Annotated in this window: 12 protein-coding genes; 6 read left to right on the forward strand and 6 right to left on the reverse strand. The window is 71.5% G+C overall.

The features are described from left to right. Window positions 1-61: 61 nt before the first annotated feature. From NVS89_RS20700 to NVS89_RS20710, 3 genes are all read right to left on the reverse strand, one after another. Window positions 62-214, reverse strand: coding sequence for a DUF3309 family protein (locus tag NVS89_RS20700; RefSeq protein ID WP_258734669.1), 153 nt, complete (start codon window positions 212-214; stop codon window positions 62-64). A gap of 185 nt (window positions 215-399) precedes the next feature. Next, window positions 400-2,232 carry an aminopeptidase P family protein gene (locus tag NVS89_RS20705; RefSeq protein ID WP_258734670.1) on the reverse strand — a complete coding sequence of 611 codons (1,833 nt, stop codon included), beginning with the start codon at window positions 2,230-2,232 and terminating at the stop codon, window positions 400-402. A gap of 21 nt (window positions 2,233-2,253) precedes the next feature. Continuing rightward, window positions 2,254-2,883, reverse strand: a complete 630-nt coding sequence (locus NVS89_RS20710; RefSeq protein ID WP_258734671.1) for a LysE family translocator — start codon at window positions 2,881-2,883, stop codon at window positions 2,254-2,256. Between the two features lie 90 nt (window positions 2,884-2,973). Here NVS89_RS20710 and NVS89_RS20715 point away from each other — a divergent pair, with 90 nt between their 5' ends. The 3 genes from NVS89_RS20715 (at window position 2,974) to NVS89_RS20725 (ending at window position 7,438) form a co-directional block, all read left to right on the forward strand. After that, complete coding sequence (locus NVS89_RS20715; protein ID WP_258734672.1) at window positions 2,974-3,789, forward strand: ABC transporter substrate-binding protein; 816 nt, start codon at window positions 2,974-2,976, stop codon at window positions 3,787-3,789. Window positions 3,790-3,879: 90 nt separating this feature from the next. Continuing rightward, window positions 3,880-6,378 carry an ATP-dependent helicase gene (locus NVS89_RS20720; protein ID WP_502550540.1) on the forward strand — a complete coding sequence of 833 codons (2,499 nt, stop codon included), beginning with the start codon at window positions 3,880-3,882 and terminating at the stop codon, window positions 6,376-6,378. Between the two features lie 109 nt (window positions 6,379-6,487). Further along, the gene (locus NVS89_RS20725; RefSeq protein WP_258734674.1) at window positions 6,488-7,438 is read left to right on the forward strand and encodes a 50S ribosomal protein L11 methyltransferase; all 951 of its coding nucleotides are present in this window, start codon (window positions 6,488-6,490) and stop codon (window positions 7,436-7,438) included. A 16-nt stretch (window positions 7,439-7,454) separates the two neighbouring features. On the opposite strand, the gene NVS89_RS20730 is transcribed toward NVS89_RS20725, so the two are convergent. Both NVS89_RS20730 and NVS89_RS20735 read right to left on the reverse strand, forming a co-directional pair. Continuing rightward, window positions 7,455-7,646: a hypothetical protein gene (locus NVS89_RS20730; RefSeq protein WP_258734675.1), complete on the reverse strand. Its 192-nt coding sequence runs from the start codon at window positions 7,644-7,646 to the stop codon at window positions 7,455-7,457. Between the two features lie 160 nt (window positions 7,647-7,806). Further along, window positions 7,807-8,262, reverse strand: coding sequence for a thioesterase family protein (locus NVS89_RS20735; RefSeq protein WP_258734676.1), 456 nt, complete (start codon window positions 8,260-8,262; stop codon window positions 7,807-7,809). A 297-nt stretch (window positions 8,263-8,559) separates the two neighbouring features. On the opposite strand from NVS89_RS20735, the gene NVS89_RS20740 reads away from it, so the two are divergent. Next, window positions 8,560-9,975, forward strand: coding sequence for an FAD-binding oxidoreductase (locus tag NVS89_RS20740; RefSeq protein WP_258734677.1), 1,416 nt, complete (start codon window positions 8,560-8,562; stop codon window positions 9,973-9,975). A gap of 181 nt (window positions 9,976-10,156) precedes the next feature. Next, window positions 10,157-13,846, forward strand: coding sequence for an AsmA family protein (locus NVS89_RS20745; protein WP_258734678.1), 3,690 nt, complete (start codon window positions 10,157-10,159; stop codon window positions 13,844-13,846). A gap of 8 nt (window positions 13,847-13,854) precedes the next feature. Here the strand turns inward: NVS89_RS20745 and serB are convergent, their stop codons facing one another. After that, on the reverse strand, window positions 13,855-14,748 hold the full coding sequence (gene serB, locus NVS89_RS20750; protein WP_258734679.1) for a phosphoserine phosphatase SerB: 894 nt from the start codon (window positions 14,746-14,748) through the stop codon (window positions 13,855-13,857). Window positions 14,749-14,833: 85 nt separating this feature from the next. Between serB and miaA the strand changes: the two genes are divergently transcribed. Continuing rightward, the gene (miaA, locus tag NVS89_RS20755) at window positions 14,834-15,790 is read left to right on the forward strand and encodes a tRNA (adenosine(37)-N6)-dimethylallyltransferase MiaA (RefSeq protein WP_258734680.1); all 957 of its coding nucleotides are present in this window, start codon (window positions 14,834-14,836) and stop codon (window positions 15,788-15,790) included. Window positions 15,791-15,819: the final 29 nt, after the last annotated feature.

The following is a 15,819-nucleotide window of genomic DNA, read 5'->3' on the forward strand; positions in this document are numbered from 1 at the left end:
AGGCTTGACCCGTCAGGTTTGGCCCGGCCAGTTCCGACCCGGTCAGGTCGGGACCGCCCGGTCAGACCCGCCCGGTCAGCATCATCACGACCAGCACTACGAGCAGGATGGTAACGATGCCGCTGGGGCCATAACCCCAACTGCGGCTGTAACCCCAGCTCGGCAGCGCGCCGATCAGAATCAGAATGAGAATGACGAGAAGAATGGTGGTCATCCGACGCCTCCGTCTGCCCCGTTGTAACGATCGGAGTGGTAACGCGGCGTCCGAATGATCGTTCCATAGGCGCAAGCGGATGCTTCCGGCGCGCTTCTCTTGCGCCGGCGTTCCCTATACAGCCCGGTGTCTTGCTGCGGATGGTCTCGCGCGGCCGGTTCTCTTGAGGCCGCCGCGCGGTCCGGTCAGTCCGCCAGCGGCGCGGTGGCGGCCTCGAGCCATGCCCGGGTGGGGCCGTCGACCAGCGGGCCGACCTCGGCGCGCACCCGCGCGTGATAGGCGTCGAGCCAGGCGGCCTCCTCCGGCGTGAGCAGGGCGCGCTCGACGACGCGGCGGTCGAACGGGGCGAGCGTCAGCGTCTCGAAGGCGAGCAGCGGCTTCTCCGCGCCCTCGACCGTGGGCGCCTCGACCACGATCTCGAGGTTCTCCAGCCGGATGCCGAAGGCGCCGGTCTTGTAGTAGCCGGGCTCGTTGGAGAGCACCATGCCGCGCGCCAGCGCCACGGTGCCGAGCTTGGAGATGCGCGCCGGGCCCTCATGGACCGACAGATAGGCGCCGACGCCATGGCCGGTGCCGTGGTCGAAGTCGACGCCCGCCGCCCACAGGAACTGGCGCGCGAAGGGATCGAGCTGGGCGCCGGAGGTGCCGGCCGGGAACACGGCGCGGGCGATGGCGATGTGGCCCTTCAGCACGCGGGTGAAGCGGTCGCGCATCTCCGCGCTCGGCTCGCCGACGATGATGGTGCGGGTGACGTCGGTGGTGCCGTCCTCGTACTGCGCTCCGGAATCGATCAGGAACAGCTCGCCGGCGCGGATCGGCCGGTTGGTCGCCTCGGTGACGCGGTAGTGCACGATGGCGCCGTTGGCGCCGGCCCCGGCGATGGTGGGGAAGGACACGTCCTTGAGCGCGCCGGTCTCGCGGCGGAAGGTCTCGAGCGCGGCCACGGCGTCGATCTCGGTGAGCCCGCCCTTGGGCGCCTCGGCGTCGAACCAGGCGAGGAAGCGGGCCAGCGCGGCGCCGTCGCGCAGATGCGCGGCGCGCATGCCGGCGAGTTCGGCCGCGTTCTTCGCCGCCTGCATCAGCGCCACCGGGCTCGGGCCGGTCGAGACCCTGCCGCCGGCCGCCTCGATGCGCGCGGCGAACAGGGCCGGGGCGGTCGCCTGGTCGAGCCGGATCACCGCGCCGCCGGTTGCGGCCTTGTCGATCGCCCGGTCGAGGAACACCGGCTCGATGATCTCGGCGTGATGGGCGAGCTCGTGGCGGGCGGTGTTGGAGAGCTTGCGCCCGTCGATGAACAGGCTGGCGCGGCCCTCGCGCGGGACGATGGCCCAGGAGAGCGGCAGCGGGGTGAAGGCGACGTCGCCGCCGCGTATGTTGAAGCTCCAGGCGACGGCGTGCGGGTCGGAAATCACCAGCGCGTCGAGCTTCTCCTCGGCGAGCGCGGTGCGGATGCGGGCGAGCTTGTCCTCCGTGCTCTCGCCGGCGAGGGCGAGGTCGCGTAGCTCCACCGGGGCGGTCGGGGCGGACGGGCGATCCGCCCACACGGCGTCGACCGGGTTGCCGTCGACCGCCACCAGCACCGCCTCGGCGGCGGCCGCCGCCCGCTCGAGCTTGTCGAGCCCGGCGACCGTCACCAGCCACGGGTCGTAGCCGAAGCGCGCGCCGGCGGGCAGGTGCTTCTCCAGCCAGCGCTCGGGCGACGTTTCGGCCAGCGGCACGACCTCGAAGGATTGAGTGTCGACCTGGTCCGCCGCCTGCAGCGTGTAGCGCCCGTCGACGACGATCGCCGCCTCCTCGCGCAGCACCAGCGCGACGCCGGCCGAGCCGGTGAAGCCGGTAAGCCAGGCCAGCCGCTCGTCGCAGGGGGCGACATATTCGTTCTGGTGCGCGTCGGCGCGCGGCACGATGAAGCCGTCGAGCCCGCGCCGCTCCAGCTCCGCGCGTAGCAGCGCGAGGCGCTGGGTGCCGAGCGAGGGGGCGGCGGCGTCGGCGAAGGTCTGGAACCTGGCTTCGAACATGAGTGGCGGTCCGTTGCGGCGTCAGGAGCGTTGGGCGATGCCGCGGCCGGCATCGAGAAGCGACTTGGCACCGAACGCGATGAACATCAACCCGACGAGGCGGGTGATGGCGGTGCCGTGGCGCAGGAAGAAGCGCCGCACCGGCGCGAGACCCGCCGCCCAGACCAGGATGATGTCGGCCAGCACGAAGCCGGCGAAGGCGGCGACGAGCAGGCGCGGCGCCGCGTCCCAGGACAGCCCGGCGGCGTAATGCGCGGTCAGCGCCGTGAACATGGCGACCGAGACCGGGTACGCCTTCGGATTGGTGAGGCCGAACAGCACGCCGGTCATCACCGGCCGGCTGGCGCCCACCGGCGCCGGGGTGCCGCCGCGCGACATCACCGCCTTGAAGCCGAGCCAGCACAGATAGAGGCCGCAGGCGATGCCGAGCAGGTCGAACAGCAGCGGGCCGAGCTGGTTGACGCCGATGATGGCGGCGAAGGCGAGCGCGGTCCAGAACAGGTCGCCCACCAGATGCCCGCCGACGAAGCGTGCACCCGCCGCGCGGCCCTGGGTGGCGGCGAGCGAGAACAGGGCGAGGAAGGCCGGCCCGGGGGACAGCACATAGAGCGCGCCCGCGAGGGCGGTCATGAGATAAAGACCATAGGACATGGAAAGGACCGGCTGGACTGGCTGGAGTGGATGGGTCAGCATCGGAGCGAACGGAGACCGCGTCAATCGCCTCGGCGCATGGGAGACTCCATGATCGCGGCCTTGCGTCTGCTGCTCCTCGTGGGCCTTTGGATACTCGCCGGTGCCGGCGCACCGGCGGCCTTCGCGCAGCCGGCCGATTCGCCCGCCGGGCCGGCGCCGATCCGCGTCGGCACCTTTCCCGACAACAAGCCGTGGGAGTTCCACGACCCTTCCGGCGCGCTGGTGGGATTCGAGGTCGACACGATCGAGGCGATCGCCGGCGAGATGGGGCGGCAGGTGGTGTTCGTGCCGATGCCGTTCCAGGAGCTGATGCCCGCGCTGGAGGCGGGGCGGATCGACGTCGCCATGTGCTCGATCACGCTGACCGCGGCGCGGCTGAAGACGTTCGATTCGACGCAGCCCTATTACGATACCTCGCAGGGCATCGTCGTGCTCAAGACCTCGCACATACGCGCGCTCACCGACCTGAAGGGCAAGACCGTCAGCGTCGAGCCGGGGACGACGAACGAGCAGTGGCTGACGCGGAACGCGCAGCACTACGGCTTCGGCCCCATCGTGCCGGTGCAAGGGCTCGACGCGGCGGTCGACATGCTGCACCGCCGGCAGGTGGACGCCTATTTCGGCGACCTGCCGGCGCTGCTCTACCGGCTGCTGAAGGCGCCGGACCTCGCCGTGGTGCAGCGCCTGCCGACCGACGACCGCTACGGCATGCTGCTGGCGCGCCATTCGCCGCTGACCGCCCCGCTCGACGCGGCGCTGTCCGCGATCAAGAAGGACGGCACCATGGCACGCATCCACGAGCGCTGGTTCGGCAGCCTGCCGCCGCCCGGCTCGCCGGTGGTTAAGGCGCTGCCGCGCCCCTGACCGGCGCAAAAAGGCGCCGCCCTCGCCAAACGGGCATGCCGGTGCCATTTTGTTCGCGCAGGAATCACGTGCATGACAGCGAGCGGGCCCTTGGCCGATCCACGTAAACAGCCGCACGACAGCGCGGGCGGCGACGACTTCGACATTCCCTTCGACCTGCCGGCCGACACCTCCGCCCCTCGGCCGCGCCCGGGCGGCATTGCCGCGCGCGCCGCGGCGCTGGCCAATCCCGGTGGTCCGTCCTCGCCCGGCGGGGCCTATCTCGACGGGCTGAATCCCGAGCAGCGCGCGGCGGTGGAGGCCACCGAGGGCCCGGTGCTGGTGCTCGCCGGCGCGGGCACCGGCAAGACGCGGGTGCTGACCACGCGCATCGCCCACATCCTTTCGCTCGGGCGGGCCTGGCCCTCGCAGATCCTCGCCGTGACCTTCACCAACAAGGCCGCCCGCGAGATGAAGGAGCGCATCGGCGCCATGGTCGGCGAGCAGGTGGAGGGCATGCCGTGGCTCGGCACCTTCCACTCGATCGGCGTGCGCATGCTGCGTCGGCACGCCGAGCTGGTGGGGCTGAAGTCCGGCTTCACCATCCTCGACACGGACGACCAGATCCGCCTGCTGAAGCAGCTCCTGCAGGCCGAGAACATCGACGAGAAGCGCTGGCCCGCGCGGTTGCTGGCGAACACCATCGACGGCTGGAAGAATCGCGGCCTGTCGCCCCAGCAGGTGCCGGCCGGCGAGGGCGCGGCCTTCGCCAACGGGCGGGGGCAGAAGCTCTACACGGATTATCAGGCACGGCTGAAGGCGCTGAACGCGGTGGATTTCGGCGATCTGCTGCTGGAGAGCATCCGGCTGCTGCGCGAGAATCCGGACGTTCTCGCCGACTATCACCGCCGCTTCCGCTACATCCTGGTCGACGAGTATCAGGACACCAACGTCGCGCAGTATCTGTGGCTGCGCCTGCTGGCGCAGGGCTCGCACAATGTGTGCTGCGTGGGCGACGACGACCAGTCGATCTATGGCTGGCGCGGCGCGGAGGTGGACAACATCCTGCGCTTCGAGAGCGACTTCCCCGGCGCCAAGGTGATCCGGCTGGAGCGCAACTACCGCTCCACGGGTCACATTCTCGGCGCCGCCGCGCACCTCATCACCCACAATGAGGGGCGGCTCGGCAAGACGCTGTTCTCCGAGGGCGAGAGCGGCGAGAAGGTGACGGTGACCGGCGCCTGGGACAGCCAGGAGGAGGCGCGCGCGATCGGCGAGGAGATCGAGCAGCTCCAGCACCACAGCCACGCCCTGTCGCAGATCGCGATCCTGGTGCGCGCCTCGTTCCAGATGCGCGAATTCGAGGACCGCTTCGTCACGCTGGGCCTGAACTACCGCGTGATCGGTGGCCCGCGCTTCTACGAGCGCGCCGAGATTCGCGACGCGCTCGCCTATCTGCGCGTCATCGCCTCGCCGACCGACGACCTCGCCTTCGAGCGCATCGTCAACGTGCCCAAGCGCGGGCTCGGCGACGCCGCGCTGCGGCAGATCCACGAGCATGCGCGCGCCATGGGCCTGCCGCTGGTCGAGGCGGCGCGTCAGCTCGTCGGCTCCGAGGCGCTGAAGCCGAAGGTGCGGCTGACCCTGCGCGACCTCGTCGGCGCCTTCGACCGCTGGCGCGAGCAGATGGCGAACATGCCCCATCACGAGCTCGCCGAGATCGTGCTCGACGAGAGCGGCTACACCGAGATGTGGCAGAAGGACCGCTCGGCCGACGCCGCCGGCCGGCTGGAGAACCTGAAGGAGCTCGTGCGCTCCATGGAGCCGTTCGAGAACCTCGTCGGCTTCCTCGAGCACATCTCGCTGGTGATGGACGCGGAAGGCGCGGGCGGGGGCGACGCCGTCAACATCATGACGCTGCACTCCGCCAAGGGGCTCGAATTCGACACCGTGTTCCTGCCCGGCTGGGAGGAGGGCGTGTTCCCGAACCAGCGCGCGCTCGACGAGCAGGGCCGCGCGGGGCTGGAGGAGGAGCGCCGCCTCGCCTATGTCGGCATCACCCGCGCCCGGCGCCGGGCCAAGGTGTTCTTCGCCTCCAACCGGCGCATCCACGGGCTGTGGCAGTCCAGCGTGCCGAGCCGGTTCCTCGACGAATTGTCCGAGAAGGACGTCGAGGTGACGGAATCGCGCGGCGGCTCGGGCTGGGGCGGCGGGCAGAGCGGGCGCTACGGCTACGGGCCGAGCCGCTTCGACGAGGCGCAGACCTTCGGCGGCTCGTCCTATTCCACGCCCGGCTGGCAGCGCGCGCAGAATGCGGGGCGCGGCGAATCCCATTCCGGCGGGGGCGGCGGACGGTTCAGCGATTCCGGCTTCTCGGACAACCGCCCCTCGCGCTATGCGGCGACCTCGGCGGCGCGCGGGCGGGTGATCGAGGGCGAATTGATCGCGCGCTCCTCCGGCTCGCCCTCGGCCTTCAAGCGCGGCGACCGGGTGTTCCACCAGAAGTTCGGCTATGGCGAGGTGATGACGGTGGAGGGCAACAAGCTCACCGTCCAGTTCGACAAGGCCGGCGAGAAGAAGGTGGTGGACAGCTTCGTCCAGGCCGCGTGAGAAGCGCGGCGCGGTGAGGGCCGCGCCGGTGCCTGCCGGCAACGCGGCGCTGGCGTTCCGCCGCCACCTCGCCTAAGGAGCGCGCGTTTCACGCGCAGCGAGGACCGCCATGCTCGAAGGACTGCCGCCCAACGGGGCGACCCATGTGATGCGGGTCGAGGCGCCCGAGCACGAGGCGCGCCTCATCGCCGACCTCATCTCCGAGAGCTTCGATCCGGCCGAGGTCGCCACCTCCGCCTTCGAGGTCGAGGTGACGGCCGAGGGCTCGCCCTGGGCGGTCGAGGCCTATTTCGGCGAGGAGCCGGACGAGGAGGCGGTCCGCGAGCTGGTGGCGCTGATCTCGCCCGACCACGCGGCGGCGGCGGTGTTCTTGACGCTTGACAGGAAGGACTGGGTGAGCGCCTCGCTGGAGGGGCTGGCGCCGGTCGCGGTGGGGCGCTTCCTCGTGCATGGCTTCCATGACCGCGGCAATGTCGGCCCCAACCGCATCGGCATCGAGATCGAGGCGGCGCTCGCCTTCGGCACCGGCCATCACGGCACGACCAAGGGCTGCCTCGCGGCCATCGCGGCCTATGGCAAGAGGCGCCGGCCGGCGAAGACACTCGACGTCGGTACCGGAACGGGGGTGCTGGCGATCGCCGCCGGGCGGCTGTTCCACGCTCCCGTGGTCGCCAGCGACATCGATCTGGTGGCGGTGACGACCGCGCGCGCCAATGCCCGCGCCAACCATGCGGCGCCGCATATCCACTTCCTGCATGCACCGGGGCTCGACGCCGGGGCGTTCGGACGCCTCGGCCCCTACGACCTGATCGTCGCCAACATCCTGCTGGCGCCGCTCAAGCGCATAGCGAAGCCGCTCGCGCGCCTGCTGGCGCCCGGGGGAAGGGTGGTGCTGTCGGGGCTTCTGCCCTCGCACGCGAATGCGGCATTGGCCGCCTATCGCGCGCAGGGGCTGAGGCTGGTGCGCCGTCGCACCCTCGAAGGGTGGACGACGCTCGAGCTCGCGGCCGATGCGGGGCGCCCGAGGCGCGACCCGGACCGGCCGGGGTCAAGAGGCTGAGGTCAAAGGGCTGAGGTCAGCCGTTGCGCTCGACGCCGCGCAGGGCGGCGGCCATGCGGTCTTCATACCGGGCCATCTCGGCCTCGACATGCTTGGTCTGGGCCTCGATGACGCGCTGCAAAAAGCGCGCGAAGAAGCCGGGCTTGGCGGGAGTGGAAGCCAGCGTCGTCCGGGACGGGGCGGCGATGGCGAAAGAAGCGTGCGCCATGAGTTGTCTCCTTTCTGGAGCGGAAGTTTATGCTCCAGGAAGATAGACATTTCGCGCTGCACAAGAAGACGCACAACATCATGGCTGGCCTGCAAAATGTGCACTGCACAGCAGGCAGCCCGAAGCTTGCCGAAGACCGACCTTCCCGAGAGGCGACGCCTCAGGACAGGTGGATCGGCATGTTGACCGGGCGGCCGAGACCTTCCGGCATCGGCAGCGCCCGATGGGCCGCCTTCATCAGCGCGAGACGCTCCAGCATCTCGTCCGGGAAGGCGGAAACGCGGCGGCTCTCCGGCTCCATATGCTGGGCGATCTGCTCGCAGGTCGCCGCGGTCCAGCCCTCGCGGGCATGATGCAGCTCCTGGAACAGGTGCATGCGCTTGTCGTCGTAGTTGATGAGGCGCAGCGTCACCCGGACTTCCTGGCCCGCGCGAAGATCGCGCAGGAAGCGCAGATGGGACTCGGTGGTGAAGAAGGAGGCACCGCTGAGGTCGATCGGGTGGGGGCCCAGACCGACGAGGAAGGCCGCCTCCTCGACCGCACGGTCGAAGAGCAGGCTGTAATAGGCTGGTTGCAGCCGCCCGTTGTAATCAACCCAGTTCGTCTCGACCGTCATGACGGACGAAACGAACGGAGCGAAAAACACGGGTTCGAAGTCGATCCCGTCCAACATGACATCATCCCGACAGCTGAGCGCGTAACCCGCGCTGCCTTATTGGCGAGCATTGTGCCGACTTTCCATGCAAGCGTCATCTGTTTTGATGGCGATTGGTTGACTGAAATTCAGCGATAGCGGGGTTTTGCGACGACTTTTACCGTTCGCCCCGCTCATGAACGGCTCGCCGCCGCGCGCGATAAGGTATATGCCTCCCTCGCATTGCGTGCAGGCGGATGGGATTGGCAGGAGACGGGCATGGTGGATCTGGTCGAGGAGCGCGTGAGCGGCACGGCGGACGGCGCGGCGGCGCAGGCGGTAATCGCCAGTCTCTCCAGCCACTTCGGCGACCGGCTCTCGACCGGCCGGGCAATCCGCGAGCAGCACGCCAACACGATCACCTGGCTCGCCAACGAGGCGCCCGACGCCGTGGTGTTCGTGGAGAGCACCGAAGAGGTTCAAATTGTCGTGCGCGCGTGCGCGAAGCATGGCGTGCCGGTCATCGCATTCGGCACCGGCTCCTCGCTCGAAGGCCAGATCAATGCGCCCAAGGGCGGCATCTCGATCGACCTGTCGCGCATGAACCGCGTCCTCGCGGTGCATCCCGAGGATCTCGACTGCGTGGTCGAGCCCGGCGTCACCCGCAAGCAGCTCAACGACCATCTGCGCGACGTCGGCCTGTTCTTCCCGATCGATCCCGGCGCCGACGCCTCGCTGGGCGGCATGGCCTCCACCCGCGCCTCGGGCACAAATGCGGTGCGCTACGGCACGATGAAGGACAACGTGATCGCGCTCACCGCGGTGCTCGCCAATGGCGAGGTCATCACCACCGCGCGGCGGGCCAAGAAGTCCTCCGCCGGCTACGACCTCACCCGGCTGTTCGTCGGCGCCGAGGGCACGCTCGGCATCATCACCAGCCTGACGCTGCGGCTTTCCGGCCTGCCGGAGGCGATCTCGGCGGGCGTGTGCGCCTTCCCGACCATCCGCGAGGCGTGCGACGCGGTGATCCTCACCATCCAGTCCGGCCTGCCGGTGGCGCGCATCGAACTGCTGGACGAGGTGCAGGTGAAGGCCTGCAACGCCTACTCCAAGCTCGACCTCGCCGAGCAGCCGACCCTGTTCGTGGAGTTCCACGGCACCGAGGCGAGCGTGTACGAGCAGGCCGAGCGCTTCGGCGAGATCGCCGCCGAATATGGCGGGGGCGAGTTTGCCTGGGCGACGCGCCCGGAGGACCGCTCGAAGCTCTGGCAGGCGCGGCACGACGCCTACTGGGCCTGCCTGCCGATGAAGCCGGGCGCCAAGGCGCTGGCGACCGATGTCTGCGTGCCGCTCTCGCGCCTTGCCGACTGTGTCGACGAGACCAAGCACGACATCGAGGAGATGGGCATGGTCGCGCCCATCGTCGGCCATGTCGGCGACGGCAATTTCCACACCGTGACGCTGGTCGACATGGAGGACCCGCACGACGTGGCGAAGTGCAAGGAGTTCATCGGCCGCATGGTCGAGCGCGCGCTCGCCATGGGTGGCACGGCGACCGGCGAGCACGGGGTCGGGCAGGGCAAACGCAAATATATGGAGGCCGAGCACGGCACGGCGACGCTCGACGCGATGCGCGCCGTCAAGGCGGCGCTCGACCCGCAGAACATCATGAATCCCGGCAAGATCCTGCCCTGAGCCGGCCGTGGGGGCCCCGGCATGCGGGTTGGTGCGTGGCTTGCAGGCAGGTTGATTTCACGCTTTGCGTGACATCGTGGAGATTGCGAAAAATATCAATAATCTAGCGCTATGACCGGGGCCGGACTGCGCTGGCTGCCGTGAAGGGCGCGCCGAGGCCGGACCGGTCCGGAGGAGATGCGTGCAGAACCTGCTGCTCACCATTGCGAGCGCCATCATCCTGGCGGTGGCGGCCGCCTTCGCGGCACCGCTCGTCATCGACTGGACGCAATGGCGCTCGACCTTCGAGGCCCAGGCGACGCGGATCGTTGGGGCCCCGGTGGTCATCGACGGACCGATCGAAGCGCGGATCCTGCCCGCGCCGCGGATCACCCTGCACGGGGTGACGGTCGGCGTCGACGAGGCCGGCACCGGCATCAAGGCCGAGGAACTGAGCGGGCGGTTCTCGCTGGGCGCGCTGATGCGTGGCCAGGTGGTGGCCGAGCAGGTCGATCTCGTGCGTCCGCATCTGCGCCTTGTGCTCGACGCCGAGGGCCGGGTGGCGGCCCCGACCGGCGCCAATCGGCCGGCCGGCTTCAGCATCGCCGCGCTCGGCATCACCGACGGCACCGTCCAGATCCTCGACCGCGCCAGCGGCCGCGAGCTCAACCTCGATGCCGTCGATCTGAGCGGCGACGTCGGTGGGCTCGCAGGCCCGCTGCGGCTCGACGGCGCGGTCGAGATCGGCGGGGTGCGGCGCAAGCTCCGGCTTTCGCTGGCCGAGCGGGCGCAGGACGGCACGGCGCGGCTGCGGCTCTCGGTGCAGGACATCGGCGACCCGGTCGCGATCGAGGCCGACGGCGCGCTGAGCTTTGCCGCCGGCTCCCCGGTGTTCGAGGGGCGGGCCGCGCTCACGCGCGGCGGCGGTTCGCAGGCGCCGGCCCTGCGCGACAGCGACGGCACGGTCGGCGGCGGGCACCTTCTCGGCGCCTGGAGCCTCGCCGGGCGCGTGCGGGCGACCATGAAGTCGGCCGACGTCAGCGATCTCAGCCTGTCGCTGGGCATGTCCGACCACCCGGTCGAACTCTCCGGCAATGCGCGCTTCGTCGCCGGCACGGGGACGAACGGGTCCGGTTCGCGGCTGCAGCTCTCGCTCGGCGCGCGGCAGATCGATCTCAACGCCGCCACCGGCAATGCGCCCCCGCTCGCCGCGATCGATGCCTTCGCGCGCACCGTGACGCCGCTGGCGGGGCTCGCCGACACCGGCTCGCTCGACCTCGCCAGCGACACCGTTCTGATGGGCAATTCGGCGATGCGCGAGGTGCGCGCCGGCCTCGACTGGTCGGCCGCGGGCTGGCGCGCGCGCACCGTGGAGGCGCGGCTGCCCGGGCGGGCCAACGTGAAGCTCGCCGGCCGGCTGCCGCAGGCCGGGGCGGGCAAGGCGTCCACCGGTACCGGGGGCGACCCGGCGGTGTTCGCCGGCACCATCGTGCTCACGGCCGAGGACCTGCAGGCCTTTGCCGCCTGGGCGGCACCCGACGCGACAACGCTGCTCGCCGGCCTGCCGGACGGCGCGGCGCGGCTGGAAGCGGACATCGCGCTCGGCGGCGACCGGGTCGCGCTCGACCGGATAAACGCCACCATGGGGCCGGTGCGCCTGTCCGGCACCGGGGCCTATGTCTTCCCCGAGGCCGACAGCCGCGGGCAGCTCGATGCCGCGCTCTCCACAGAGCAGCTCGACCTCGACCCGCTGCTGCCGCCGCTGCGCCGGCTGCTCGGCTTCGGCGGCGAGCGGTTCGACCTCGCGCTCAGCTTCAGCGGCAGGGCGGTGAAGCTCGCCGGCGTCACCGTCGCCGGGATGGACGTCGCGCTGCATAGCAATGCGAGTGGGATCAGCATCGAGCGGCTCTCGCTCGCCGATCTCGCCGGGCTCAACCTCACCGGCTCGGGCCGCCTGGCCGCGCCCGGCGCCAGCGGCAGCGAGACCGACGCCCATTTCACCGCGCGCCTGTCCGGCCCGCGCGCCGACGGCCTGCCGGCACTGGCGCAGGCGCTCGGCCTCGCCCCCGCCGCCACGCTCGCGCGCACGCTTGGCCCGGCGCTCGCCCCGCTCGATGTCGGGCTGACCCTCGCCTCGCAGACCGGGCGCACGACGCTGGAGGCGAAGGGCCGGCTCGGACAGGTGAGCGGCGACGTCAGCGCCGGTTTCGGCGGCGACCGGCCCCTCGACGGGCGCGCCACGCTCGACATCGCCGACGGCAGCGCGGTGCTCGGCGGGCTCGGCGTGCCGGGGCTGCGCGCCGGCCTCGGCGCCGCCCGGCTGGAGGCGACGCTCGGCTCCGGCTTCGACGGCCGGGTGAGCTTCGCCGGTGCCCAACTCGCCGCGAAGGGAAAGCTCGGCTGGGACGATGACGGCCGGCTCTCGCCTGCCCTGACGCTCGACCTCGACGGCGCCGACCTCGCGCGCCTGTTCCCCGCCGTCGATGCCGGGGCGCCCGGCGCGCTTCCCGCGACGCTGCACGGCCGACTGTCGCGTGACGGCGACAGCTGGAGCGTCGGCGAGCTCGCCGGCACGGTCGGCGGGCAGCGGCTGAGCGGGCGCGCCTCCTACACGCCCGGCCTGCCGCAGCCCTATGACGCGGCGCTCTCGATGGAGCGCTTCAGCCTGCCGGCCGCGCTGGCGCTGGTGAGCGGTCATCCCGCTGGCAGGGCGGGCTCCAATGGCGGCTCGAACGGACTTTGGCCGGATGGGCGCTTCGGACCGGCCATGCTGGCGGACGTTCCCGCGACGGTGGCGCTCGAGGTGGGCACCTTCGACCTTCCCGGCGGGCTCAGCCTCGGCGGGGCGCGGCTGAAGGCGCGGCTCGGCGATGGCGGCGCGGCGGTGGAGGAGATGACCGGCCGGCTGGCGGGCGGCAAGTTCTCCAGCCATTTTACGCTGCGTCGGCGCGGCGACGTCGCCCAGCTCGACGGGCGGCTCTCGCTGACCGACGCCAATGGCGCGCAATTGCTGCAGGCGGCCGGCGTGCCGCGTCCCGACGTGCAGGGCAAGGTGTCGCTCTCGCTCGACGCGACCGCCAGCGGCGGCTCGCCGCGCGCGCTCGCCGCCTCGCTGCAGGGGCAGGGCAACATCGTCGTGGACGGGCTGGAGATCGCCTACACCGACCCGCGCGCGCTGCAATATGTGATGCTCGCCACCGAGCAGGGCCTGCCGCCGGACCAGGCGCGCACCGTGCAACTGCTCAATGAGGGCCTGTCGCGCGGGCCGCTGCGGCTGGACCGGGTCGAGAGCGCGCTCAGCCTCGTCAACGGCGTGGCGCGCAGCGCCACGGCGCGCGTCGCGGTCGGCGACCAGCGCTACGCCCTGACCTCCAGCCTCGACGTCGCCGCGCTGTCGTTCGAAAGCACGCTGGAGATCGACGACGTCTCGTCGGGTGACGGTCCGGCCTCGCCCGCGGCGGGCGTGCAGTGGCGCGGGGCGCTGGCGGCGCCGCAGCGGCGCTTCGACATCACCGGCCTCAGCGCCGCGATCAATCTGCGGGTGCTGGAGCGCGAGCGGAAGCGGCTCGAGGCCGACTACGGCCGCACCCCGCTGACCGATGCCGGCCATTCGACCGACGCTGCCCCGGCGACACCCGCCGCGCCGGCTCCCCAGCAGATGCCCGCTCCCCAGCAGGCGCCCGCGCAATCCGCGCCGGCCCAGCCCGCGCCGTCCCGTCAGGTGCAGACGCCCGCGCCCGTGCGGCCGCAGGCCCCGCCGACGCCGCGCGCGCCGCCGCCGGACCCGCTCTATCCTGCGCCGGGCAGCGCCGCCCCGCCGCTCGCGCCGCCGGTCGAGATTCCGCCCGACCCGCTGCGCAACCGCATCATAATGCCCCCGCTCGCGCCCTGAGCGCCGCGCTAGCCGTGCACGAACTCGTCCGCGCCATAGCCCTGCAGGTAGAGCAGCGCCGTGAGGTCGCCATGGTCGATCCGCACCGGCGCGCTCTCGGCCACCTTCGGCTTGGCGTGATAGGCGACGCCAAGCCCCGCCTCGGCGATCATGGCGAGGTCGTTGGCGCCGTCGCCCACCGCCAGCGTCGCTTCATGCGGAAGGCCGAGCGAGCCGCGCATGTCGGTGAGGGCGGCGAGCTTGGCCTCGCGGCCGAGGATCGGCTCCTCCACCAGCCCGGCGAAAGTCTCGCCGTCGGCGATGAGCACGTTGGCGCGGTGGGCGTCGAAGCCGATCAGCGCCGCTACCCGCTCGGTGAAGAGGGTGAAGCCGCCCGAGACCAGCAGCGTGTGCGCCCCGTGCGCGCGCATGGTGCGCACCAGCTCCGTCCCGCCGGGGGTGAGGCGGATGCGCTCGGCGATGACCGCGTCCACCACCGCCAGCGGCAGCCCTTTGAGCAGGGCGACGCGCTCGCGCAGCGCCGGCTCGAAGGCGATCTCGCCGCGCATGGCGCGCTCGGTGATGGCGGAGACATGGGCCTTCATGCCGGCATAGTCGGCCAGCTCGTCGATGCACTCCTGGCCGATCATGGTGGAATCCATGTCGGCGAGGAACAGCTTCTTGCGCCGCCCGGCGACGGGAAGTATCGCGACGTCGACCGGCGCCGGGGCGAGCGCCGCGCGCAACGCCTCGCTGTCGGCATCGCCCGGCAGGGCGATCTCGGCCGCGATGCCGGGGGCGAGGACGCGCACCGCACCGGCGCCCGGAAGGCTTGCGCGGGCGCGCGCGATCAGTGCCTCGTCGACCGCCGGGGCGGCCGGGTTGGAAATCAGCACGGCGACGTGGGAAGAAATATCGGTCATGACGGATCGGGCTGCAGGCCGCCGGTGCGGCGGCGGGGAGAGGCGGAAGGTGCGCGATGAAGCGCCGTGATGCGCGGATGACGGCATGGCCGGACGCCATTTGCCGGCGGGCCGGCCGATGAGCGCGGCCGCCATCCGCCCGCGCGCGGTGCTTATTGCAGGGCCGACCGCGAGCGGCAAGTCGGCGCTCGCCCTGGCGCTGGCCGAGCGCAGCGGCGGCGTGGTGATCAACGCCGATTCCATGCAGGTCTATCGCGACCTGCGCATCATCAGCGCCCGCCCGACGCGGGAGGAGGCGGCGCGCGCGCCGCACCGCCTCTACGGCCATGTCGACGGGGCGCAGGACTATTCCGTCGCCCACTGGCTGGAGGATGCGCGGCGCGAGATCGCGGCGGCGTGGGAGGCGGGCCGCCTGCCGATCCTGATCGGCGGAACGGGGCTCTATTTCAAGGCGCTGACCCAGGGGCTCTCGCCCATGCCGCCGGTGCCGCCCGAAATCCGCGCGCGGGTGCGCGGGCTCGGCGAGGATGCAGGCCGCCTCCACGCCCGGCTTACCGCGCTCGATCCGGCGAGTGCCGAGCGGCTGCGCCCCTCAGATACGCAGCGGCTGATGCGTGCGCTCGAAGTGTTCGAGGCGACCGGGCGGCCTCTGGTCGAATGGCAGAAGGAGCGCGGCGCGCCGCCGCCGCTCAAAGAGGAGGAGACGGCGCGGCTGTTCCTCGCCACCGACCGCACGGCGCTTCGCGAGCGCATCGCCGGGCGCTTCCACGCCATGATGGCGGCTGGCGCGCTGGAAGAGGTGGCGGCGCTCGACGCACGCCGCCTGCCCGAGGACCGCACCATCCTGAAGGCGCATGGCGTGCCGTGGCTGAGGCGCCACCTCGCCGGCGAGATCGGGCTCGAGGAGGCGATCGCGGGCGGCATCCTCGACACGCGGCGCTACGCCAAGCGGCAGGACACCTGGTTCCGCCACCAGCTTCAGGGCTGGACCACCCTGCCGGCCGAACTGGCCTGGCCGTGGCTGGAGCAGCAGCTCGTATAGACCCGCTCCCGAGCGACCGGCGCGAGGCG

Origin of the sequence: Ancylobacter mangrovi, assembly GCF_024752355.1 — a bacterium.
Lineage (GTDB): Bacteria > Pseudomonadota > Alphaproteobacteria > Rhizobiales > Xanthobacteraceae > Ancylobacter > Ancylobacter mangrovi.